The sequence below is a fragment of the bacterium genome (assembly GCA_023228325.1).
In the GTDB taxonomy this organism is placed as follows: Bacteria; Auribacterota; UBA6266; order UBA6266; family UBA6266; genus UBA6266.
Window position 1 is genome coordinate 1148835 of the sequence record JALOBK010000001.1, and the last position, 21881, is coordinate 1170715.

General features: G+C 43.5%; 19 protein-coding genes and 1 pseudogene. 18 read left to right on the forward strand and 2 right to left on the reverse strand.

Features of this window, described 5'->3' with window-relative positions; all coding sequences use genetic code 11:
- The first annotated feature begins 12 nt into the window (after window positions 1-12).
- A complete protein-coding gene (locus M0R36_05495) occupies window positions 13-588 on the forward strand; it encodes a hypothetical protein (protein ID MCK9555252.1) in 576 nt (191 codons plus the stop codon).
- A gap of 7 nt (window positions 589-595) precedes the next feature.
- On the opposite strand, the gene M0R36_05500 is transcribed toward M0R36_05495, so the two are convergent.
- Entirely contained in the window at window positions 596-1939 is a 1344-nt protein-coding gene (locus tag M0R36_05500; GenBank protein ID MCK9555253.1) for a hypothetical protein, read from the reverse strand.
- Window positions 1940-2201: 262 nt separating this feature from the next.
- On the opposite strand from M0R36_05500, the gene M0R36_05505 reads away from it, so the two are divergent.
- The 14 genes and pseudogenes from M0R36_05505 (at window position 2202) to M0R36_05570 (ending at window position 17443) form a co-directional block, all read left to right on the forward strand.
- Window positions 2202-2840 carry a PEP-CTERM sorting domain-containing protein gene (locus tag M0R36_05505; protein MCK9555254.1) on the forward strand — a complete coding sequence of 213 codons (639 nt, stop codon included), beginning with the start codon at window positions 2202-2204 and terminating at the stop codon, window positions 2838-2840.
- A 171-nt stretch (window positions 2841-3011) separates the two neighbouring features.
- Window positions 3012-5384, forward strand: a complete 2373-nt coding sequence (locus tag M0R36_05510; GenBank protein ID MCK9555255.1) for a beta-galactosidase — start codon at window positions 3012-3014, stop codon at window positions 5382-5384.
- Window positions 5385-5424: 40 nt separating this feature from the next.
- Window positions 5425-6534: a GntR family transcriptional regulator gene (locus M0R36_05515; protein ID MCK9555256.1), complete on the forward strand. Its 1110-nt coding sequence runs from the start codon at window positions 5425-5427 to the stop codon at window positions 6532-6534.
- 111 nt (window positions 6535-6645) lie between these two features.
- Window positions 6646-9027, forward strand: a complete 2382-nt coding sequence (locus tag M0R36_05520; GenBank protein ID MCK9555257.1) for a hypothetical protein — start codon at window positions 6646-6648, stop codon at window positions 9025-9027.
- A 120-nt stretch (window positions 9028-9147) separates the two neighbouring features.
- Window positions 9148-9312, forward strand: a pseudogene (locus M0R36_05525) (DUF1559 domain-containing protein).
- Between the two features lie 291 nt (window positions 9313-9603).
- A complete protein-coding gene (locus M0R36_05530) occupies window positions 9604-9762 on the forward strand; it encodes a hypothetical protein (protein ID MCK9555258.1) in 159 nt (52 codons plus the stop codon).
- 51 nt (window positions 9763-9813) lie between these two features.
- A complete protein-coding gene (locus tag M0R36_05535; GenBank protein MCK9555259.1) occupies window positions 9814-11238 on the forward strand; it encodes a hypothetical protein in 1425 nt (474 codons plus the stop codon).
- A 101-nt stretch (window positions 11239-11339) separates the two neighbouring features.
- Window positions 11340-13928 (forward strand): tetratricopeptide repeat protein, encoded by a 2589-nt coding sequence (locus tag M0R36_05540; protein MCK9555260.1) that lies wholly within the window; start codon window positions 11340-11342, stop codon window positions 13926-13928.
- On the forward strand, window positions 13925-14599 hold the full coding sequence (gene radC, locus M0R36_05545) for a DNA repair protein RadC (protein ID MCK9555261.1): 675 nt from the start codon (window positions 13925-13927) through the stop codon (window positions 14597-14599). Before M0R36_05540 ends, radC begins: the two co-directional genes overlap by 4 nt.
- Before the next feature lie 18 nt (window positions 14600-14617).
- Complete coding sequence (locus M0R36_05550) at window positions 14618-15205, forward strand: hypothetical protein (protein MCK9555262.1); 588 nt, start codon at window positions 14618-14620, stop codon at window positions 15203-15205.
- A 12-nt stretch (window positions 15206-15217) separates the two neighbouring features.
- Complete coding sequence (locus M0R36_05555; protein ID MCK9555263.1) at window positions 15218-15490, forward strand: cupin domain-containing protein; 273 nt, start codon at window positions 15218-15220, stop codon at window positions 15488-15490.
- 12 nt (window positions 15491-15502) lie between these two features.
- Window positions 15503-15997 (forward strand): ribonuclease H-like domain-containing protein, encoded by a 495-nt coding sequence (locus M0R36_05560; GenBank protein MCK9555264.1) that lies wholly within the window; start codon window positions 15503-15505, stop codon window positions 15995-15997.
- 1 nt (window position 15998) lies between these two features.
- Window positions 15999-16547 carry a nitroreductase family protein gene (locus tag M0R36_05565; GenBank protein ID MCK9555265.1) on the forward strand — a complete coding sequence of 183 codons (549 nt, stop codon included), beginning with the start codon at window positions 15999-16001 and terminating at the stop codon, window positions 16545-16547.
- Window positions 16544-17443 carry a phosphatidylglycerol lysyltransferase domain-containing protein gene (locus M0R36_05570; protein MCK9555266.1) on the forward strand — a complete coding sequence of 300 codons (900 nt, stop codon included), beginning with the start codon at window positions 16544-16546 and terminating at the stop codon, window positions 17441-17443. Before M0R36_05565 ends, M0R36_05570 begins: the two co-directional genes overlap by 4 nt.
- Before the next feature lie 44 nt (window positions 17444-17487).
- On the opposite strand, the gene M0R36_05575 is transcribed toward M0R36_05570, so the two are convergent.
- Window positions 17488-18669 carry a glycosyl transferase gene (locus tag M0R36_05575; protein ID MCK9555267.1) on the reverse strand — a complete coding sequence of 394 codons (1182 nt, stop codon included), beginning with the start codon at window positions 18667-18669 and terminating at the stop codon, window positions 17488-17490.
- 164 nt (window positions 18670-18833) lie between these two features.
- On the opposite strand from M0R36_05575, the gene M0R36_05580 reads away from it, so the two are divergent.
- Genes M0R36_05580 through M0R36_05590 form a run of 3 tightly spaced genes read left to right on the forward strand, consistent with a single transcriptional unit; the run spans window position 18834 to window position 21879 of the window.
- A complete protein-coding gene (locus tag M0R36_05580; protein MCK9555268.1) occupies window positions 18834-19232 on the forward strand; it encodes a hypothetical protein in 399 nt (132 codons plus the stop codon).
- 58 nt (window positions 19233-19290) lie between these two features.
- Window positions 19291-20007 (forward strand): protein-L-isoaspartate(D-aspartate) O-methyltransferase, encoded by a 717-nt coding sequence (locus M0R36_05585; protein ID MCK9555269.1) that lies wholly within the window; start codon window positions 19291-19293, stop codon window positions 20005-20007.
- Between the two features lie 54 nt (window positions 20008-20061).
- Window positions 20062-21879: a PTS sugar transporter subunit IIA gene (locus tag M0R36_05590; protein MCK9555270.1), complete on the forward strand. Its 1818-nt coding sequence runs from the start codon at window positions 20062-20064 to the stop codon at window positions 21877-21879.
- Window positions 21880-21881 lie beyond the last annotated feature (2 nt).

Here is a 21881-nt window from a genome sequence, read left to right on the forward strand (position 1 = left end):
AGGAGATGTAGAATGAGAGTTGTATTTTTCTTTATTTGTTTGTTTTGCATTATTAATGTGTGTGAATCTGATGTAATAAATACAAAATATTATAGATTTATTTTGCCTGACAATCTTGATATTGTATATTCAAAACCAGATATTATTACCAAAGAGGAAGAAGAGACAGGCGCTTTTATAAAAGATAGCAAAGAGGGTTTTATAGATATTGTTTGGCGTAGCGGCAGAGATGAGATTGCTTTTAGATTAGAATCTATGCCGGCAATGAAAGCTTCCCTGGAAGATTTAAAAAGCGTTGTTCAGTTAATTTATGATAAAGATAAAGATCCCAATATTTGTGAAATTGACTTATTCGAGTTGAAAGATATTAATCTTGGAGTTTTTAAAGGTTTCGAAATAAAAAAAGTAGGAAAACCGATTGGTTTAAATCAGCCAAAACATGCATCCGTTGATTTTTGTATTACAGATGGAGAGCTTGTTTGGATGGGATCTCTTTATCGGATTGGGAAACCTTTGCTTCCCGGCGGAGGAGATTTGTCCATAGCCAATTTTATATTAGAAAACGCCAGAAGAAAAAGTAAATATTAATTATAGATTAAATGCTGTTTGTTTCCTCGATGTATTCGTGGTATACAAGCCAGTCGTCCGCGATTTTCCTCATCATCCAGTACAGGCTGCTTAAGTCGGCCCCTATTTCGCATTCAAACTCGATGTTCCTGCGTCCGCTCTTGAACCGCGCGAACAGGTAGTTGCTCATATCCCTTCTTAAAAAGTTACATCTTTTTAACGAATAAAACAGGGAATCGCGGGCTTTTGAATAGTTCATCAGCCTTATATAGTCGCAATTGACGAATATGCAGTTTTCGTAATCCCCTGAGAGCGTTACGGTGTCGCAGTCGAGAAATACGCAGTTTTTCACTTTCCCGAGCGCCTGTATTTTTTTTGACCTTATGAAACAGTTTGAATTGCCGTTTTTGGGAACATAGCTTTCTTTTATAAGTTTCCAGAAAAGTTTTGCGTATGACTCTATGCTTGAAGACCAGTCATCCCAGTATCCTTTTGCGACGGCGGCCCCAACGCTTATATTATATTTATCCAGGCACTTTTTCATGGCAAGCTGGCAGTGGGAAAGCTTTCTGGGGTTTAATGTCAATGCCTCGCATACAAGCTTGTTAAATGCCCATTCGGAATTATTAAGGTCGTTTATAAACTCGGAGTTTTCTCTTTTGGAGCGGAAAAGGTCCACCGCTTTTTCGAGCTTGTTCAAATCCTCAATTGTTGTATAAAGCTGGAAGGTATTGGCTAAGGTTGTTGTATTAGTGAATTTAGGTATCTTTCTCGCGTCGCTTTCTTTTTCGGTAAAACGGGCGATTTCCTTGTTTTTGTCCAGTTTTATTACGCCCAGGGAATTAATTGCTCTTTTGACCGGAACGGGAGCGACAAGCATGGAAAAGGAATGATTCCTCAGGGATTTTTCAAGCGCTTTCATGTCAATTTCGGTGTAGTTGAAATATTGGTCGATAGGCATGATTATGACCGAATTCTTTATAAGCGGAAGACTGTTTGCTATGCATAAGAGGTTTAGTTTGATCGATTTTCCCATGGGAAACCTTATGGTTGATTTAAGGGGAAAACCGGCTTCGTATGAAAGAGGGAACATTCTGGTGGCCAGCCCCGCGTCATGGATAAATATGATGCAGTCATAAGATGCCATTTTTTTCCTGGATGTTCTTGAAAGCAGGCGGGAATATGCGGTTAGATAGCCCACAAGATTTCCCCGGATGCCCGCGGGTTCGAGAAGTTGGAGCGCATCAACCTTTATTTTTTTGTGATAACGGCCGGCAAGCGCTTTTTCCAGAGACGATATGTCTTCTTCAAAACGGATTTTTTTATATGAGTTGAATACAACCAGGCATTTGCTGGCCGGTTTATAGTTCAAAGACGCCTCCTTTATGATGTATTTAAAAAAACTGGACAAACGATTATTGCCTGTCTTGCATTAAAAATCAAGAAATTTGTGCTGTAACCGCGGATGTGCGCGTGATAAACACAATATAGGAGGAATAGCCCCGGCCGCATGATTATCTTGAGATTTTTATTATTATCTCTTGACAGGCCCTGTTTTTTCATTATAATGAAAATACCAGTAACATACCAGTATTATTAACTAAACACAAAATTATAGGACGGGGGTGATTCGAATGAGGTTAGTAGCGGTGTTTTTTGTTTGTATGTTGATTATGGTTCCGGCTGTCGCGTCAGCCAATATGCTTGTTGATTCTGGTTTTGAGGGATCCGGCGCCGGTTCGTGGATTGAAGATTTGTGGGGCGGGCCATGGGTAAATGATTTTGATAATACAGTTAATTCGCGCAGCGGGGAAAGCCTTTACCAGTCTGTCAACGGTTCCAATGATCCCGGTAACTGGGAAAAAGCGGAAGCGAAGCAGATCATATCAATTAATCCCGGAGATGTAATCGGAGGCGGAGCGTGGTTAAAGTATAATAATCTGAATCAGGTTGAAGCAAAAATAGAATGTAAATGGCTTGACGCGGCTTATAACGAAATAAGCGGAGGTATCGGGACCAGCGTGACCACGGGCACAGGCGATTGGGAATATCAGGATCTTAATGTATGGTCGGTTTCCGACAGGACAGCTCCCGAAGGAGCTTCTTACGTGGATTTCAGGTTGTTTCTTCTTGCTCCCGGAACAGCGGATACGGCTACCGGGGAAATCTGGTGGGATGACGCCGATTTTGGAGTAATCCCGGAACCCGCAAGCATAGTTCTTCTGATCGGGGGGATAACAGGATTGCTGATTTTCAGGAAGAGAAGAAGGTAAAGAAACCAATTCTTTCAGAGGGTTTTCAGCTCTGCCGAGTTAAGGGAACCCTCTTTTCCCTACCCTCCCTTCATATGTAAGAACTGCGGCATTCTAATTTTTTTTTATTAAAAAAGGAAATATTATTCTAAAATGATATTATGTTTTTGAAAAGAAGAAAGGAAAGGCAGCATGGCCGACAGTATCAGGTTAAAAGAAGGGAAATTCATACTCAACGGTAAACCGTTTTTCCTGTATTCGGGAGAAATCCATTATTTCAGGACCCCGCGCAAAAACTGGAAAAGCTATGTTTTAAAAGCCAAAAGCGCGGGTTTAAACACGATATCGACTTATATACCCTGGATATGGCATGAATTCAAGGAGGGACAATTTGACGTAAAAGGGAAGACTGCGCCTGAAAGGGATCTGCTTGGATTTATGGACATATGCTCGGGTGAAGGGCTCTATATGCTTTTGCGCCCCGGGCCGATATGCCATGGGGAAATGATAAACGACAGCCTGCCGTCCTGGCTGGTAAGCGGCGGGCATGATATTTTCATGAAAAGGAAAGACGGGTCTGCCATAGGAAACAATTTTGTTTCTTTTTCTAACTCTTTATACAGGGAGTTTGTTTCTAAATGGTATGACAATATAATTCCGCATATTTCGGCAAGACAGGTTACGGAGGGAGGGAATGTAATACTGCTGCAGCTTGATAATGAGATAAGCATGATCAACTGGTGTTCCGGACAGCCGGATTTCAGCGGCAGCTCCGAAGCCTTCTACAGGGATTTTCTCAGGGATAAATACGGCAGTATAGGCAGGCTTAACGGTGTTTACGGCAGCAATTATGAAAAATTTTCAGATTTAGATATGCCTCTTCCCGAATTTGACAAAGAGCCCGGCGCCCGTTACTGGGACTGGGCGGATTTCTGGAGGGAGTATTATTCGGATTATTATCTTTTTCTCGCGCGGAAAGCGAGAAGCCTCGGCATAAAAATTCCTTTATCCGCCAATATTGCCCATTTTCTCGATTTTGATGTATACGGCAGGGGATTGTACAGCCCCATGACTACGTCCATGTTCAGGTCTTTCCCCGGCAAAGTGGATAACCTTGTTATGGGAGGAGCCTACCAGATGAGAAGGCTTGACTATGAGAATTTTCACGATATAGCTGTGACAACCGAAACCGTGAAATCCATCTCTTCAAAAGATTCTCCCGTGATTTGCGCCGAGCTCCAAACGGGCATCATGTTCGATAAGCCTGTTCTTTATCCTTCGGACGTGGATCTTAATATTTTAAATTCCTGCGCCCACGGCCTGAACGGCCTGAACTGTTACATGTTCGGTTCCGGTAAAAATCCTCCCGGAATAGGCTCTATGGGAACCTATCATAAGTGGCAGGCCCCGGTAAATATGGATTGTAAAACGGAACCTCATTATGAACCTATTAAAAAATGGGGAAGGTTTTTCGGTGTTTTCGGGGCTGAAATCGCGGAAACAAAAAAGAATTGCGATGCGGTAGTAGGAATATATTTCCCTTATTACATGACTGAGTATATGAAAGGGAATTTTGCCGCCGGCATTGAATCTAAAAGAAACAGGCTGTTTTATGACGGGGTCTGCCGTTTGCTTGAACTTTCCGGATGCAGTTTCAGGATTGAGGACATACAAAAAGAGATACCGGATAAAAAGAAAGTTCTTATTGTGACCTGTTTCGGTTTTATGGAAAAGGGTGTGCAGGAAAAACTGGCGGATTTTGTCCGGTCGGGAGGCAGCCTCATATTAGGTCCCGAGCTGCCGGACAGGGATCTGGGAGGCGATAAATGCGAAGTGATAAAGGACAGGCTTGGTATAAACTGGGGCATTTCCGGCGATATGTTTATAAAAGACGGGAAATGCGGGCTAATGTCGGTTGAAAGGCCGGTGCGCTTCCTGGAATCGGAGAAAGCCGATAATCTGTATTTGAGTTCAGGGGGGCAGCCTGCCGCCATAAGCAAAAAATGCGGGAAAGGCAATTTAATTGCCTACGGATTTGGTTTGAGCCATGTTTTTGATTATCATATCGATATTATCTCTCGATTCCTGCGCAGGGCGGGAGTGTGCCCGAGAGTCGAAAAAAACAATATGAAAATCCAAACGGTTTTGCGCACGGGTGAAAAATCTTCCTTCCTGTTCGTATCGAATTTTCACCAGATTGAAGAAACGGTTGGTTTTACAGTCCGCCTGGACGGCGACAAAAAAATATCCCTGCCGTCAAAAGGCGGATTAAAGCTTGAAAAACGCAGTTGCAGGATAATTCCCCTGAATTTTTCCGTAACTGAAGATCTTACGCTTGCCTATTGCACGGCGCATGTGCTTGGTTTCAAGGTTATGGGAAAGTCGATATCCATTGTGCTCCGGGCAGGCGGGCCGGATTATGAGGAAATAGCGTTTACCTGCAAAAAAAGGATACGCGCAAAACTGTCGGGTGAAAAACTGTCGGGCATGAAAAAAGGGAAACTTGTGATTTTCAGGATAAAAAGTCTTTCGGAAAAAGCAAAAATTGAGATACATTTACTTTAATTTGCCTTTATAATATACTTTTTACTGGGGGCGCCGTAATATGGGGAAGACAGCTAAAGACAGGAGATTTTTTCTTCATCGCCAGTTTATGGAAACGTTGAAGAACGACCTTATTGAAGGAAGGTATAAGCCTACGGAGATGATTCCTTCCGAGAGGATTCTTGTCGAAAAATACAAAATCAGCCGTTCAACGGTGAGAAAAGCCCTGGCGCAGCTGATTTCGGAAGGATGGCTTTACTCGACGCCCGGAACGGGTACGTTTGTGTCGGAAGTTTTCCCGAAAGAGGATTCTTTTGTTCGCTCCAAAAGCAACAGCGTCGCCTGTGTCTTAAAAACCGCAAACTCGCCGCTTGACAGCCCATACTATTCGAAGATTTTCAGGAGCATGCAGGATAAAGCCGCCGTTTCGGGATATCACCTCTCTTTCTACTCTTTTGTAAAAGAATCCAGGGCTGAATTAGTGAAGGTGATAAAGGACAGGAAACTCGACGGGGTGATCATTATAGGATATATGGGGCAGAACATCATATTGGATGTTTACAGGAATAAAATTCCCATGGTGCTTGTGGATAATCAACTGGATAAAAAAGGAGTTACCACCATTGTGCCGGATAATTACGGGGGCGCGTTCCAGGCAACTAAATACCTGATTGACCTGGGGCATAAGACCATATTGTTTATGGGCGGGAACAGGAAGGATTATGCGGTTACGGAACGCTTTAACGGATACAGGGATGCCTTGAGACAATGCGGTATAGCTTTCAGGGATGAGCATTATATTAAAAGCCACTACAGGGTAAACGACGGGTATAACTCTATGGACAAGGTATTGCGTTCGGGAAAGATCCCATCGGCTGTGTTATGCATAAATGACGAGTCTGCGGTCGGGGCTCTGAAAGCGATAAGGGAAAAAAGCAGGCTGAGAGTGCCCGAAGACATATCTGTGATCGGTTTTGACGACATAGACTGGGTTGCGCACACAAATCCTCCTCTTACGACCGTGCGCATACAAAAGGAAGAGATGGGGCGCATGGCGATAGAATTTCTGATAAAGCAGATAGAAAACGATAAATATAGCGGGGCAAAGATTATTGTGCCGACCGAGCTTATCATACGTTCATCGTGCTCAAAATATTCAAGAAAAAAATAAGATTAAGTATATTGACAGAAAAAATTTTTTAATGTATATAGATACCAGTAGCAAACCAGTAATTTATTTTAAATATCACATGTTCTAACATCGAATCGAAGAAAGGTACTTATGGCAAAAGTCAAAAAGAAAAATTCTTATGTTCGGTACGGGAACTTTTCAGGCGACAATACTGAGTTTATAATTAAACGTCCCGATACGCCGCGCCCCTGGGTGAATTACCTGTCTAACGGCCGGTTTTGCTCGATAATTTCCCAAACTGCCGGCGGCTATCACTTTTTTAAGGACCCCACGTATAACAGGATAACCCGCTGGGCGCCCGCCAATTACCTTAGCGATACCCCGGGCAGATATGTGTATGTGAGGGATAATAATTCGGGGAAATTCTGGTCGGCAACGTATTCCCCCGTCAGAAAGTCCGCGCATTTTAAGTGTGTGCACGGACTTGGTTATACGTCGATAAGTTCTGATTTCGGTTCGATAAGCGCAAAAGTGGATTTTTTTGTGCCTATGGAAGAAGATCTTGAATGCTGGATTGTCAGTATCCGCAATAACGGGAAAGTTCCGGCTGATATCACGGTGTTTAATTTTGTCGAGTGGATGGTTGGTCCGTGGGAACCGGAGCTTACGCTTAGAAATATTGCGGCCCTTATGAACGATGTCATGTATGACCCGAAATTAAAAGCCATAGTTGCGGGGAAATTTCCATGGGGCAATAAAATATGGCCATATATGTGTTATTTTTCAGCGGGCGTAAGTAACGGCGGATTTGAAACCGACCTTGAAAAATTTATGGGGCGTTATGGGACTTACGCGTCCCCCGAACAGGTAAAAAAAGGCAAATGTTCCTGTACACGTCATATAAGGGGATTGAATTCCTCCGCCGTGATTTCCGGAAGGATAAAACTTAAACAGGGAGAAACCAGAACATACATTGTAAATCTCGGTATCTCTAAAGATGATAAAGAAGCAGGGAGAGTTTTGAACTCATATCTTAAAAGGGATTTTGCGGAGAAAAAATTCATAGAGACTAAAAATTACTGGCGAAAAGCGATATGTGAAAATATAAGGATAGAAACTCCGGACAAACAATTGGATTCAGCGGTAAACGTGTGGATGAAATACCAGATTTATATCAATAACCACTGGGGGAGGAGCGCGACATATTATCATGAGGGATACGGAGGTTTCGGGTACAGGAATACAGCGCAGGACGCGTGGGCTATGATACCGCTCGACCATAAGTATGCGGGAGAAAAGATAAAAATGCTTGCCGAACACCAGTGGAAAACCGGCCAGCCGATGGCGGGATGGTCTGTAGAGGCGGGTTCCGACAAAGGAAGGCCCCCTTCGGATTTCCCGATCTGGCTGCCGTTTGCGTTAATTTCTTATTTGAAGGAAACGGGAGACTTTAAGATATTAGATGAAAAAGTAAAATTTTTTGACGGGCCTAAAGCAAGCCTTTATGAGCATACAAAAAGAGCCACCAGATTTCTTATGGATGTGGCAAAAAGTAAAAGAGGATTGCCTTTGATGGGGACACAGGATTGGAATGATGCCCTGGACAGGACCGGAATCGGAGGAAAAGGGGAGAGTGTGTGGCTGGGGATGGGGTTATGTGTTGCACTGCTTAATATGATAGAGCTGGCTGATTTTATTAAAGATGAAAAAACAAAGAGAGAATGTTTGTCAAGATATGGAAAAATGAAGAATATTATCAATAAATATGCGTGGGACGGGCAGTGGTATATTTATGCCTTCAACGATTACGGGAAGCCGATAGGTTCTAAAAAGAATAAAGAAGGCAGAATCCAGCTTAATGCGCAGACATGGGCTATCCTCTCGGGCCTTCCCGACACGGACCAGCTTAAAAGCATACTTGATGTTATAGATAAGGATCTTGATACCGAATACGGCCCCGCGCTTTTTACCCCGCCTTATACAGAGTATGACGCGACAATCGGCAGGATTACGGCATTTGCCCCGGGGACCAAAGAGAATGCGGCCATCTTTTGTCATGGAGGCGCATTTAAGTCTTTTGCAGACCTTACTATCGGTCGCCCGGATGAGGCGTATGATACGATAAAAAAACTTTTGCCTCAAAATAATGAAAGGGATATTGAAGTGTATAAGACGGAGCCTTATTGTTTCAGCGAGTATTTGATCGGCCCCGGGAATACAAGGTTCGGGGAAGGGGCTTTTACATGGCTGACGGGTTCCGTAGACTGGATGTTCAAAGCTGTCTGTGAATGGATGCTGGGGATAAGGCCTGAATTTGACGGCCTTAAAATTGATCCCCGCCTGCCTTCCGGCTGGAAAAAATGCAGGATGATAAGACCTTTCAGGGGCTCTGTGTATGACATAGAAATTTTTAATTTATCCGGGAAAAATGGTAAAGTCAAAATAGAAGTTGACGGGAAGAAACAGCCTTCGAATCTTATTCTTCCCCACAGGGATAAGAAAAAGCATAAAGTTAAAGCGGTGATTGGCTGATGTAAAAGGAAAGCGACTATGCGTCTTCCGTCAAAAAATTGCTTTATAACCGGCAAAGGCTGTTCCGGCGGAAACGAAAATAAATACCTTTATAAAACGCTCGCCGGTTTAAGAATCGGTATGAAAAGGGATTCTCTAAGGGGATTTACCCTTATCGAGCTCCTGGTGGTAATCGTGATAATTTCCATTCTTGCGGGCCTTCTGCTTCCCGCCCTGCGCGGCGGCCGCGAAAAAGCAAGGCAGGCGCTCTGTTACGGCAATTTAAAGCAACTCGGACTTGCGCTTAATATGTATGTTCAGGAACAGAACGGCTATATTCCTTATCTGGTTGACGACTCGGGAAGCGCATGGGATAATTTTTCCGACCTGATAAGAAGGTTTGATTCATATATAGAGGATATCGGCATATATGACTGCCCCTCGAATGACAATACAATCAGCGTCGGCATCAGAGATGATATCTACGGCGATAAAGCGAGCAGCGGAACCATAGTTATGGATTATGAAGTCAATGGATATTCGCATGGCCGGAGAATTTTTGAGATAGAGGATAAAGATCTTTCGATATGCGCGTATATGTGGGATTATCCTTATTGGATAGGCGATAGGCCTCACGGCAAGGGGATCAACTGCCTTTATATAGATGGACATGCTTCGTGGGTGACGGACAGCGAGATGAATCTTAACGCAGTGGCGGAGAAAGATAAGTTTTACGGGAAAATCTGGCTGGAATAGCGTTCGCGCCGGTGTGAATAGCCCCTGTCATAAACAAAAAGGTAGCCGAGTGTGGATATAAAATATGTATTGCTGAAAGCGCCCGGGTGCGCTGCGGATCTCAGTGACGGCAGCGAAAGGGGGGAGTATGTCCCCCAGAATTACATTTTCAATACACTGGGCCGGCCAAGCAGGGCAATAAATCTGATGTATGAATATCATCCTAACGATAAAAATTGGCCTGAAAAAGGAATTTTGGAAAACAAACTTTATAAAAGGAACCGGAGGACCAACGGCTATTTTCCGTATATGGCCATAGAAACAGGCGGCACTGCCTGTGAACCTTTTAAATCCATGCGGGACATCCGCAAATTCGGCCAGGATATAATTTTGACAATGACATTTGATTTGGATACGCCCGATGAGCATCTTGTCCAGATAGCAAAAGATCTGAGGCCTTTCGGCAACGTGATATTCCGCATAAACCATGAGTGCAACGGGTGCTGGTTTACATATAATAAAGAAAATACTTACGGGGAAGTCAGTGATTTCTTCGTGAAGTTCCATAAGATACTGAAGAGATATGCTCCCAACGTCAAGACCAACGCGTGCCTTAACGGTGTTCATCCGGAAGGGAGCGATGTTGTATATCATATGGGTGAAAAAGAACTGGCTCCGGCTTTCAGGATTGCGGATATTATATCATATGACAGTTACCATTCCCTGCACTGGGGATGGCCCCATGACGGCTATGACCCGGCCAAATCAAATTTCAGTTCGGGAACAAGCAGGGTAAAAAAAATGGGGCAGATGACCCGAAAACAGTGGTGGGAATTGTTTTTTGATTTTAACGAGCTTATGCTTCGCGTAAATCAAGGCCGGCAGAAGGAGATATATCTCGGAGAGGTAAATACGGATGCCGATATCGTCGGACTTAAGGACCAGGCTCAATGGATTAAGGAATTTTATAATGATGTCAAAAAGAAAAAGCTCTCCTATCTTAAGGGTATTACTTATTATCAGTTCAGAGACAGGGGCGGCCTGGGGCTGGAGTATGAAATGGACGAGGAAATGACCAAAGGCAGGCCGAACCCTTCACTTAACGCATACAGCGAAGCTGTAAAAGACCCGTATTTTTCCCCTGTCCTGGAAGAAAAAGGTCCTGTCGAGTGGCCTGCCGTTTTGGAATGGGAATCCTCAACCTGCGCGAGAGGCGTAATGTTTTCATTTGTCATCCCCGCCGGCGCTTCAAAATGCCTGATTGTTTTTTCGCGGGAAGCCAATCTGATAATTAAGGCGGGGGATATGTGGTTTCATAAAGATACGGGATGTGATGAACTGGATATTTCCGCCGCTGTTGAACCGGGTGTTTTAAATAAGATTTTTATTTTTGCGCCGCCTGTTACCGGGGAAAATACCCATGACCCGGATAACCCCCGTTACCTGGACGTTTACAGGTATAACCTGACGGGGAAGCCCGATATTATACTGAAATAAGGTCTTCATGCCCGCATAGAACATAATATTATTTAATTTGTGTTTGATTATGATAATATATTGTTTTAACCTCATTTCAAATATCTGCATAGGCGGGTTTCATGGTGGATTTAAAAGATAAGTCGTCGGGCAAATATCTGATACTGGCATTATACCTGTTTATTTTCCCTTTTTGCGGGGCTTATGCTCAGCAAAACTGGGTTTCCGAGGGAGGGGTTATAGATCCTCTTAAGGAAGATCAAAGGGTTAAAGAAGCCCGGGACAAGTTGACGGAGTCCGAAAATCTTTACGGCGCGAATGATCCTGTTGTCGCGAGAGATATTTTTAAACTGGCGTCAATATATTATGAATACGGCAGATATGACGAAGCCGAAGAACTATACAAAAGAGCCCTTTCAATACGTGAAAAAGTTTTAGGGTCCGGCGATAAGAGTATCACCCCGATCCTGATTTCCCTGGCTGAGTTATATGAGAACAAAAAGGAATATAATGAAGCGGAATATTATTATAAAAAAACGATAGAATTAAAGGAAAAAATTCTTGGTTCTGATAATCCCTCCCTTGCCGTAACAATGAACAATCTGGCTATTCTTTATGAGATTCAGGGGAATTATGATCAGGCTGAACTGCTCTATAATAAAGCGTTGAATATAAAAAGGTCGGTTTACGGGAAAAATCATCCCGGCATTTCAATCACACTTAATAATCTTGGGCTGTTCTGCTATAAACAGGGTGAATTTGATAAGGCCTCCGGTTTTTTTCAGGAAGCATTGGATTTAAGGATTTCTCTTTATGGAAGCGAGCACCCTGCCGTAGCCAGAATAATGGATAATCTTGCCATGACTTATATAAGAACGGGTAAGATTGACGAAGCAGAGGCTCTGTTAAGGGCTTCCCTGCAGATCAAAGAAAAAGTTCCCGGAGAAAATAAGCTTGATTCCGCCGATACGATGAGCAAGCTGGGAGAACTTTATAGCATGCAGGGCAGGTATCAAGAGGCTTTGGTTCTGCATAAACAGGCTTTTTCTGTAAGGGATAAACTTTTGAAACAGAATGACCCGCGGCTTCTTATGTCCCTGAACAATCTGGCCCTGGCTTATATCTTTTCGGGAAAATATGAAGAAGCGGAACAACTTTTAAACAGGCTTCTCGAGGTTAAAAAGACAGAGGGTATGGAAAATAAGGAAGGGGCTCTTGTATATAACAATATAGGGTTATTGTATATGCATCAGGGGAAATTCGATGATGCGGAAAAAATGTTTAAAAGCGCTGTTGCCCTGACGGGGACAATGGATATAGGCAGGGCTGTTATACTTGATAATCTGGGCGAATTATATATCAGGGCCGCGAAATATGACCTTTCAGAGCAGAGTTATATGAATGCTGTTGAAATAAAAAGGGAAACCCTGGGCGAGGAAGACCCTTCAGTGTTTTTAAGCATGAGCGGTTTAGCCAAAGTGTATTCGGAAAAAGCCCGGTATGAAGAAGCGGAAAAAATCTACGCAAAGGCGCTTGAAGTCATAAAAGAAAATTTTGGTGAAAAAAGCGGGAAAACGGCTTTATTGGTTAATAATATAGCGGAACTTAAAAGAGAACAGGGGTCTTTAGCGGAAGCCGAAAAATATTTCAAGGAAGCCCTGGACATCAGGTTGGACCTTTACGGGCCCGATAACCTGCCCGTAAGCGGGTCATTGAACAATCAGGGTGTTATTTTCAGAGATTTGAAAAAAGTTGATGAGTCTGAGCCTGTTTATCAACAGGCGCTGAAAACCAGGCATGATTTGCTGGGAACGGAAAGCCTTGAACTTGCGTCAACAATGAACAATCTTGCGGATCTTTATGTTTTGCAGGGCCGTTATGAAGAATCCGAAGGTTATCTGAAAGAAGCTCTGAGAATAAGGGAAAAATTCCTGGATGACGGGCACCCCGACATTGCCGATACGCTCAACGGCATGGGGGTTTTGTATGTTAAATGGAATAAACTTGGTGAGGCCGCTCCGTTACTCAAGCGGTCTCTTGCCTCCAGGAAAAATTTTTTCGGGGGTGAACACCCGAGTGTAGCGGTATCGCTGAATAATATGGGTTGGCTTTTGAAGAAACAGGGCAAGTTTCCGGAAGCGGAAAATTTCTACAAAGCTTCGCTGGAAATGAAAACGGGTATCCTGGGTGAGGGACATCCTTCCGTGGCGGTAACTCTCAATAACATGGGAGTCCTGTATCTCGCGATGGAGAAAGAAGAGGCCGCAGAACCGTACTTTCAGAAAGCCCTGGCGATTAAAAAAGAAGTTTTTGGCGGTGAAAGCCCGGATATCGCGTCAATTTTAAAAAAACTGGCGGCTATATACCTGCTCCGCGAAGATGTGAGAAAAGCAGAACTTCCGATTCAGGAAGCGCTGCAGATGAGCGGGAAAATATACGGGGAAAATGACTTAAGAGTCGCGTATTGTATTGACCTGATGGGTATATATAACTATATGATGGGGGTACATGACGAGGCGGATTCTTTATTTAAAGCGTCGGCCCGGATCCGCCAGGGCAATAAGGGAATGGAAGATTTAAACGGGTATGATATGCTCATGCTGCTCTCGAAGCTTTTTAGAAAAATAGGGATGATAGATAAAGCTCAGAAAATAGAAAAAAGCGCCAGGGATATACTTCAAAATCCGGGAAATTATCTGACTGACAAATGAGTTCTGATTATCTGGGACACAGGAAAAGGTTAAGAGCAAGATACGAAGCCAGCAGCTTTGCGGGTTGGCAGGATTATGAAATTGTTGAATTCATATTGTTCTATGCCCTGCCCCGCAAAGACACAAAAAGCCTCGCGAAAAAACTGATAAAACAGTTTAAATCCATAAAAGGTTTGATTGATGCTGATCCCGATGACATCAAAACTGTTGCCGGCGTCGGACAAAATGTTCTAAACATCATAAGTGTCATTAAAGACGTAGCGGAACTTTATCTGAAACAGAAAACTTTTGATAACAAATCCGTTAAATCAGCCGCGGATGTGTGCGATTACCTGCGCATTTCCATGCAATCGGAAAAAGACGAATTATTGAAGGTTTTGTATTTAAACGCCTCGAACAAGATACTCGGAGACGATATAATAAGCAGAGGAACAGTGGACAGGGCGCCGGTGTATCCGAGAAAAGTTGTTGAAAATGCGGTAAAAAGGAAAGCTGTTAATGTGATTTTGGCGCACAACCACCCCAGCGGAAGCTTGCGTCCGTCCGGGGAAGACAGAAGTATGACGGAAAAATTAAAGAGCGCGTTATCATTGGTGGATGTTACTGTAATAGACCATATTATCATAGGGCTGGATAGCTATTTTAGTTTCAGCGAAAACGGGCTTATCTAAAAGCAGACAGGAGAATGTATGAAAAGAATTTTTTATATCATATCGGTTATCCTTCTTCCGACATTTTGTTTTGCCGAGAACCTTTTGACGAATCCCGGCTTTGACGTGGAAGAGACTTTCAGGGGCTGGAGTGTGTGGGGGGAGGAAGAAGAGGGACAGTCTGTTTCGGGAGCCGAAGTCACAAAATTCATATCAAGGACGTCTCTGTATTCGGCAAAATTATGGGCGTGGAAAAATATTGGAGATGCGGGATCCGGTATCTGGCAGGATTTTAACGTACAGCCTGGAAAGACATATTATGCCGCCGCATTTCTCAAAAGCCTGCCGCGCGAACCTCTTAAAGAGAACATCGCCCATGCCTGGATTTCATTGGAGTGGTATGATAAAGACGGGAATATTATAGGTCATCAAATCGACAGCAAAAACCTTACGGAATGCTATAAGATGTGGGCAATATTTAAATTGAGCGCGCTGGCTCCTCCCAATGCCGTGAAAGGCAGGATACTTTGCCGTTTATGGGCTGCCGGAGGAAAATCAGGCAAAGAAGCCCGCGCGGTGTATATTGATAATGTGCAGGTTTCCGGTTATCCTATACTGTTCAGGTAAAGGTCGTATCATATGGATATAAAAATAATCAATAACCCTTCCAAAGAACAACTGGCTGAAATGGGGGTATTCGACTGGCCTGTATGGGAAAAAGAGGCATCCTCTTTTCCCTGGCATTACGATGAAAGGGAAACGTGCTATATATTGGAAGGAGAAGTTACAGTGACACCACAGGGCGGCAGGGGCGTAAAATTCGGCGCCGGCGATCTTGTAATCTTTCCTGAAAAAATGGATTGCACATGGGAAATAAGCAAAGCGGTAAAAAAACATTATAATTTCGGTTGAGTGAGAGGGAAGATGAGCATTTATCTTGATATAGAAACAAACCGGTCCGGAGAAATAACGGTGCTGGGATTTTTCAGCGCCGCCGGAGGTTTTGTCCAGATGGTTAAGCCCGACATAACAAGGGATAAGTTTATTGCGGCCCTTCCCGGAACGGCTTCCAGGATAGTTACGTATAACGGGAACAGTTTTGATTTAAATGTTATATGGAAAAGACTCGGAATTAACCTGCGTGATATCTATGAATCCTGCGATTTGCGGTGGATATGCCAGAGAGAAGGGTTAACGGGAGGAATGAAGGCGGTTGAATCAACACTTAATATATCGAGGACAACAATGGGGGTTGACGGGCGGGAGGCTCTGTATTTATGGGATAAATTCGTTTTTGAGGGTGACAGGAAAGCGCTTGAACTGCTTTTGGAGTACAATAAGGAGGATGTCCTTAACCTTATTAAGATAGAAAAAAAGCTTATAGAACGGAATATTTATATGCCTGCATCAGGTGATTGATATGCTTTTGGACGTTTTTGACAAAAGAAGAAGCGTCAGGAAATATAAAAACGAGGCTGTTGAGAGAGAAAAAATTATCGCCTGCCTGGAAGCTGCCCGCCTGGCGCCGTCCGCATGCAATTCACAGCCCTGGCGTTTTATGGTTATTGACGAACCTTCAACAAGAGAAAAAGCCTGTGATGCGGCTTTGAGAGGGATTGTAGGGATAAATGCCTTTTTGAGGGAGGCGCCGGCTGTAGTCGCTGTTTTGTCCCGGAGGAAAATCTATCTGGACATTTTGGGAAAATATTTCCGGAAAACGGATTATTGCCTGACGGACATAGGGATAGCCGGAGAACATTTTTGCCTTCAGGCCGCGCATCTCGGATTAGGAACCTGCTGGGTAGGGTGGTTCAACGAAGGGGCATTAAAGAAGGAGCTTGGGCTTGGAAGGCTTGTTAAAGTTGAATATCTCATTACGATTGGATATCCCGCAGACACGCGCTGTGAAAAAAACAGGAAACGTCTGACTGAAATTGCAAGCTGGAATAAGGAAGGTTTCAAAAAATGAATTTATGCGGATTTCCCGAATTTGAAAGCATACAACCCGGACATAAGGATATCTTCAAAAAATATCTATCTTTGTATAAAAAAGAAAGTTGCGGTTTTATGTTTGCCAATGTGTTTTCCTGGAAAGACATCCTTAAGTTAAGCGTATCATCTCTTGATGAAAACCTTATAATTGCGGGCGTTCAGGATAATAACCCGTTCTTTTACGAACCGGTCGGGGACAGAAAGCCGCTGGAATCCGTAAAAGCTGTTTTTAAGCATTTTAAAACCGGGAACGGCAGAATCCATTTAAAAGGGGCAACGGAAAATTTTATAAAAAATGTTATAAACGGGGATAAATCTTTTTCAATAAAAGAAAACCGCGATGATTCTGAATATATTTATCTGGCCGGCGACCTGATTTCCCTCAAGGGAAATAAATACCACAGCAAAAAAAATCTTTATAACCAGTTTAAAAAGAATAACAGCTACAGGTATATAAAACTGGAACAGGATACCGCCGGACACTGCATTGATTTTTTGGATAAGTGGTGCGAGAGAAAAGAATGCGGCCTTACCCCCCGGCAGGCGAAAGAGAATTGCGCGGCGAAAAGAATGCTTGAAAATTTCGATTACCTGGAGCTTAAAGGCGCTGTTTTCGAGGTAAACGGCGTGCTTAGCGGGCTGACGCTGGGCGAAGAGTTAAATCCGGATACATTTGTCGTCCATGTGGAAAAGGCGACAAGTTTGGTAAAAGGTTTATACCAGGCAATCAACAGGGAATTTCTTGAAAATGAGGCTTCGGGATATAAATATGTAAACAGGGAAGAAGATGACGGGGTTGCCGGATTGAGGAAAGCTAAAATGTCATATAATCCCGTAAAATTGCTGAAAAAATACGATATCTTTTTGGAATAAGTTATTCAGATATGAAAAAGGCGGGATATTTTCCCGCCTTTTTATTATATTTTTTCTATGAGGTAATTTCTGTTATCGAAGAATGCTTGTGCCTGGCGTTTTATTTCCTCTTCCGCTTTTTCATTGCTCCAATCCCATGTCTGATTCATAAAACCCACCGCTCTTGCAAACCACAGGCAGCGCATCGCTTCAACGGTTTTGTCTTTATTCTCTGATTTCTGGTAAGAAATCACCATATCATAGAGGGTTTGTACCCAGAGAGAGATATCATTGTTAATCGGCTCTTTAGAAAAAATATTTTCCCATTTGGCGTATACATCCCGGGAAAGGTCTTTTTTTAATTCATTTTTCCATTGGCTCCACCCTTCCATGGCATTACCCGTCAATTTTTTTCTGTCGATATTAAGCTCCTGCGGTTTTCCCATTTCTTTGAGGCCGTATTTTTTAAGTTCCCGTATTTCCGACACATTTTTGATTCTTTCGATGCTTTTTCCGATTATATTGAAGGCGGTGCCTACCACCTGCAGGAACATAGGGCCCAATTTAGGGGCGGAAGGTTTATGGATTTTACTTCCGAGGCCCGTCTCGGCTATGTTAAAACCGCCTGCAATAGCGTTCATGCTCAGGAATATATCAATCCCGTATTCGAAAGTTGTCTTGTGCCATTCAAGAGACATGAGATGCCTGACTAGTTTTATGGACAGCGCAAAATCGCCGCCGATCGGCTGTCTTAAATTCATTCCGAACAAGCCGTAAACGAGGGGATAACATATGTTTTTTGTTATTGTGCCGTCGTATTTGTGCCGGGCATATAAGGGTGTCACGTAGTCAAACCCCTTATATATCGGTTCCAGAAAATAACTGACCCATTCAGGAGTGATGCTTTTTAGGTCAGCATCAACACACACGACGGATTCCGCTCCCAATTCAATGGCTTTTTCAAATATGTTTCTGAAATTGTAACCTTTCCCGGGTGTGCCGGGCGGAGTTGAAACATATATTCCCGGCGTATTTGTGCCGGCGGAGAGGAATGATTCTTTTGTCCCGTCCGGGGAATGGTTGTCTCCGTTGATTATAACCGCCGATTTATCCGGATAGTATTTTTTGAACCCTTCGCTGAGTTGCCGGGCGGGGAAAGAAATATTGTCGGCTTCTTTATAAGAAGCCAGCCCTCCCACTATATCTGCTTTTTTTATTCCGGCGGGGTTTTCTTCAATGTAAATCATTTGCGCCTCCCTTCCTGCAGTTCAGATAACAGAATATCATGCGGTATATTAAGCGTATATTTGAAGTTAATGTTTTATTATACACTGTTTAGCGGTTTTGTTTAAACTTTTTTTTAGAGTATTTATTCGGTTTATGATAAAATGCAGAAAAACGGGGGGCTTAAATGAAAGCATTTAAGGAAACAAGTGTCAGGATTATAACAGGTGACAGGCCGGGGCTTTTTTTTGTAATATCTTCGGAGCTTGCAAAAGGCGGTGTTAATATAAAAGCAATATGCGCTTTCAGGGAAGAAAAAAAGGCCTGTTTTTATCTGTTAACGGACAACTGCGGGAAGTCTGTTGAATTGCTTGATACGGCCGGCTTAAACGCGTCAATGAGAGATGTGGTAACCGTTCTTGCCGAGAACAAGGTCGGCGAGGCTTCCATGATTGCCGAAAAGATTAAAGATGAAGGGATAGACCTTGATTTTCTTTACGGGACAACTTCATCCGGAAGCGGTGTCTGCATGATGGTTATGGGGTCAAAAGACAATGATAAACTTATCAAGGCGATTAACGGATAAGAGCGCAGTCCGGTCAGTTTAAATGTTTTTTTAACCATAATAAATCAGGTGTTGATAATTGAAAAAAGCCATTTTATCAGGCGCGGGTTTTATACTGGTATTGTTGTTTGTTACGCAGATATTCCCCGGAGATTACCAGCGGGAAAGAAATGAAATGGTCGAGACTCAGATTGCCGCGCGGGGAGTTAAGAATGAGCGTGTTCTTAAGGCAATGAAGGATGTTCCCCGCCATCTTTTTGTGCCGCCTGAATACAGAAAGTTAGCTTATGAAGACTATCCTTTATATATAGGACATTCCCAGACTATTTCTCAGCCTTACATAGTTGCTTTTATGACCGAAGCCGCGTATCTGAAACCTACCGATAAAGTTCTGGAAATAGGGGCAGGGTCCGGTTATCAGACTGCCGTCCTCTCAGAACTTGTTGATAAAGTTTATTCAATCGAGATCCTTGAACCTCTTGCCAGGAGCGCCGAAGAAAGGCTGGACAGGCTCGGGTATAAAAATATTTTTATTAAATGCGACGACGGTTATAAAGGCTGGCCCGAACACGCTCCTTACGACGCGATTATAGTCACTGCGGCGCCCGAGGAAATCCCCGAAACTTTAGTAAATCAGCTGAAAGACGGGGGTGTGATGATAGTGCCTATCGGTTCGTATTATCAGGAACTTTACAGGGTAATAAAGGAAAACGGGGGACTTCATAAAGAGATTCTGATGCCCGTGAGGTTTGTCCCTATGATAAGAGGGGTTAATGTAGATATTGGTCCGCAGTGAAACCCCTGATAAATGTGTTTCTTTGTTTCTGAGAATTTAATGCGGATATTATAAATGAGATTTGAAGTTTTTTACATGCAGATTCTCAGCCTTGGGCTGCTTGTCCTTGCCGCGCATTTCGGCGGGAAAATAACAAAGAAAATAAAAATAGGGGAAGTAGTCGGCCAGGTTGTGGGAGGATTGGTAGTCGGGCCTGTCCTTCTTTTCTGTATAGAAAGCAAAGTTCCCGCTTATAAAGAGGCTATTCTTTCCCTTCACTTTTTTACGTTTGTATTCCTGAGCATAATAGCATTCGGCATAGGAGACGAACTAAGCATTTCGAAGTTGAAAAAAGTGGGAAACGATGTCCTTATCATATGCATTATCCAGGCTCTTTCCACATGGGTGCTTATAACAGGTGTTTTTTTCTTTCTCGGGTTTAAATATCCGCAGTTTACCCCGAACACAGCGTTAATTATAGGAAGTATAGGGATTGCAACCGCTCCCGCAGTGACATTTGTCATCATGAATAAGCTCGGCATAGCCGGAAGCATGAGGAATATGCTGGGCGGCATAGTAGTGCTTGATGATGTTATAGAGATAGTCATTTTTTCGGTTATATGCCAGGTAACGCTGTTATCCAATTCCCATAGCCTTATCAGGTTTGGCGAAGTTTTTATCCCTGTCGCAAAGGACATAGGTCTGGCGGTCCTGCTTGGTTTCGGTGTTTTTTGTGTGCTGCGCCTCATGGTCGAAAGAAAATGGCTGAAGACGCAGGGCAATAACAGCCCGGAATCTTATCTTCCCGGATCCGAATTCTTATCCAGGCTGATTTCCGAAATGCCGGGACCTTCAGTTGAAATTTTTATTATAGTCGCAGGATGTGTCTCTCTCGGGGTGGGACTGGCGCTTCACTGGCATCTTCCTTTTCTTATCACCGCTGTCGCGGCCGGAGTGTTTATCGCCAATCTTTACAGTACCGAAGTTTTTAAATCCCTGAGGATTGAAAATGCGACTTCCATGTATACCCTCGTATTTTTTGCCCTTATCGGCGCGAACGCCAAGATTGAATCTTTTCATCCCGAGAACTTTATTTTTATCGGTGCGTATATATTAGCCAGAGGCACGGGGAAAATCGGGGGGACATGGCTGGGGTGTAAGTTGACGCACCAGGAAAAAAGAATAGCCTCCTGTCTGCCCAGGCTGATGCTTCCCCAGGCCGGAGTCGCCGCGGTAGAAGCATATTTTGTCGCGACGGTACTCGGCAAAGAGGGAGAAACAGTGCTCAGCATTATTCTGCCCGGCCTGATAATTTTCGAGATTTTCGGTGTAATTATTTCGGAAAGAGCGTTATTGAAATGGCGTTCATGGGTTACGGGCGGGGGGGAATTTTTAAGTGAAGAGGAGGTGATAAGAAAGAAAATGGGAGAAAGTGTTAAACTCAGTGATCTTATTGTCCCGGAATGCGTTAAAGTTCCCTTTAAGGCAAAATACAGGGGGGAGATTATCTGGGGACTTATTGATATGCTTAAGAAAGCAGGCTACATTGATAATTCGGGAGAGGTTCTTGATTTTATCCTCGAAAGGGAGCGGCAGGGAGGGATTACCCTTGGAGAGGGCATTGCCATACTGCACGGCAGAATTCCGGATATAAAAACCCCCGGGATAGCGTTTGGTATATTGCCGAAAGGCGGGGAACTCGTATTCGGCGGGGCAGGTGGAGATGTTATCAGTATAGTGTTCATGGTTGTTTCGCCCGACAAAACACCGGAAATCCACCTGCAGGTACTTGCAGCGATTGCAAAACTGCTTACAGACCAGGAGGCGAGAACACGCCTGAAATACGCCAAAGACGAGTCAGAAGCGATACAGATTATAAACGAAAATTCGTAGCG

What these genes read in the sequence shown, in the direction of transcription:
- M0R36_05590 (MCK9555270.1), top strand. Translation starts at nt 20,062, where the DNA reads ATGAGATTTGAAGTTTTTTACATGCAGATTCTCAGCCTTGGGCTGCTT.
- radC (MCK9555261.1), top strand. Translation starts at nt 13,925, where the DNA reads ATGAGTTCTGATTATCTGGGACACAGGAAAAGGTTAAGAGCAAGATAC.
- M0R36_05515 (MCK9555256.1), top strand. Translation starts at nt 5,425, where the DNA reads ATGGGGAAGACAGCTAAAGACAGGAGATTTTTTCTTCATCGCCAGTTT.
- M0R36_05560 (MCK9555264.1), top strand. Translation starts at nt 15,503, where the DNA reads ATGAGCATTTATCTTGATATAGAAACAAACCGGTCCGGAGAAATAACG.
- M0R36_05580 (MCK9555268.1), top strand. Translation starts at nt 18,834, where the DNA reads ATGAAAGCATTTAAGGAAACAAGTGTCAGGATTATAACAGGTGACAGG.
- M0R36_05555 (MCK9555263.1), top strand. Translation starts at nt 15,218, where the DNA reads ATGGATATAAAAATAATCAATAACCCTTCCAAAGAACAACTGGCTGAA.
- M0R36_05530 (MCK9555258.1), top strand. Translation starts at nt 9,604, where the DNA reads ATGTGGGATTATCCTTATTGGATAGGCGATAGGCCTCACGGCAAGGGG.
- M0R36_05575 (MCK9555267.1), bottom strand. Translation starts at nt 18,669, where the DNA reads ATGATTTACATTGAAGAAAACCCCGCCGGAATAAAAAAAGCAGATATA.
- M0R36_05550 (MCK9555262.1), top strand. Translation starts at nt 14,618, where the DNA reads ATGAAAAGAATTTTTTATATCATATCGGTTATCCTTCTTCCGACATTT.
- M0R36_05565 (MCK9555265.1), top strand. Translation starts at nt 15,999, where the DNA reads ATGCTTTTGGACGTTTTTGACAAAAGAAGAAGCGTCAGGAAATATAAA.
- M0R36_05510 (MCK9555255.1), top strand. Translation starts at nt 3,012, where the DNA reads ATGGCCGACAGTATCAGGTTAAAAGAAGGGAAATTCATACTCAACGGT.
- M0R36_05540 (MCK9555260.1), top strand. Translation starts at nt 11,340, where the DNA reads ATGGTGGATTTAAAAGATAAGTCGTCGGGCAAATATCTGATACTGGCA.
- M0R36_05570 (MCK9555266.1), top strand. Translation starts at nt 16,544, where the DNA reads ATGAATTTATGCGGATTTCCCGAATTTGAAAGCATACAACCCGGACAT.
- M0R36_05505 (MCK9555254.1), top strand. Translation starts at nt 2,202, where the DNA reads ATGAGGTTAGTAGCGGTGTTTTTTGTTTGTATGTTGATTATGGTTCCG.
- M0R36_05520 (MCK9555257.1), top strand. Translation starts at nt 6,646, where the DNA reads ATGGCAAAAGTCAAAAAGAAAAATTCTTATGTTCGGTACGGGAACTTT.
- M0R36_05495 (MCK9555252.1), top strand. Translation starts at nt 13, where the DNA reads ATGAGAGTTGTATTTTTCTTTATTTGTTTGTTTTGCATTATTAATGTG.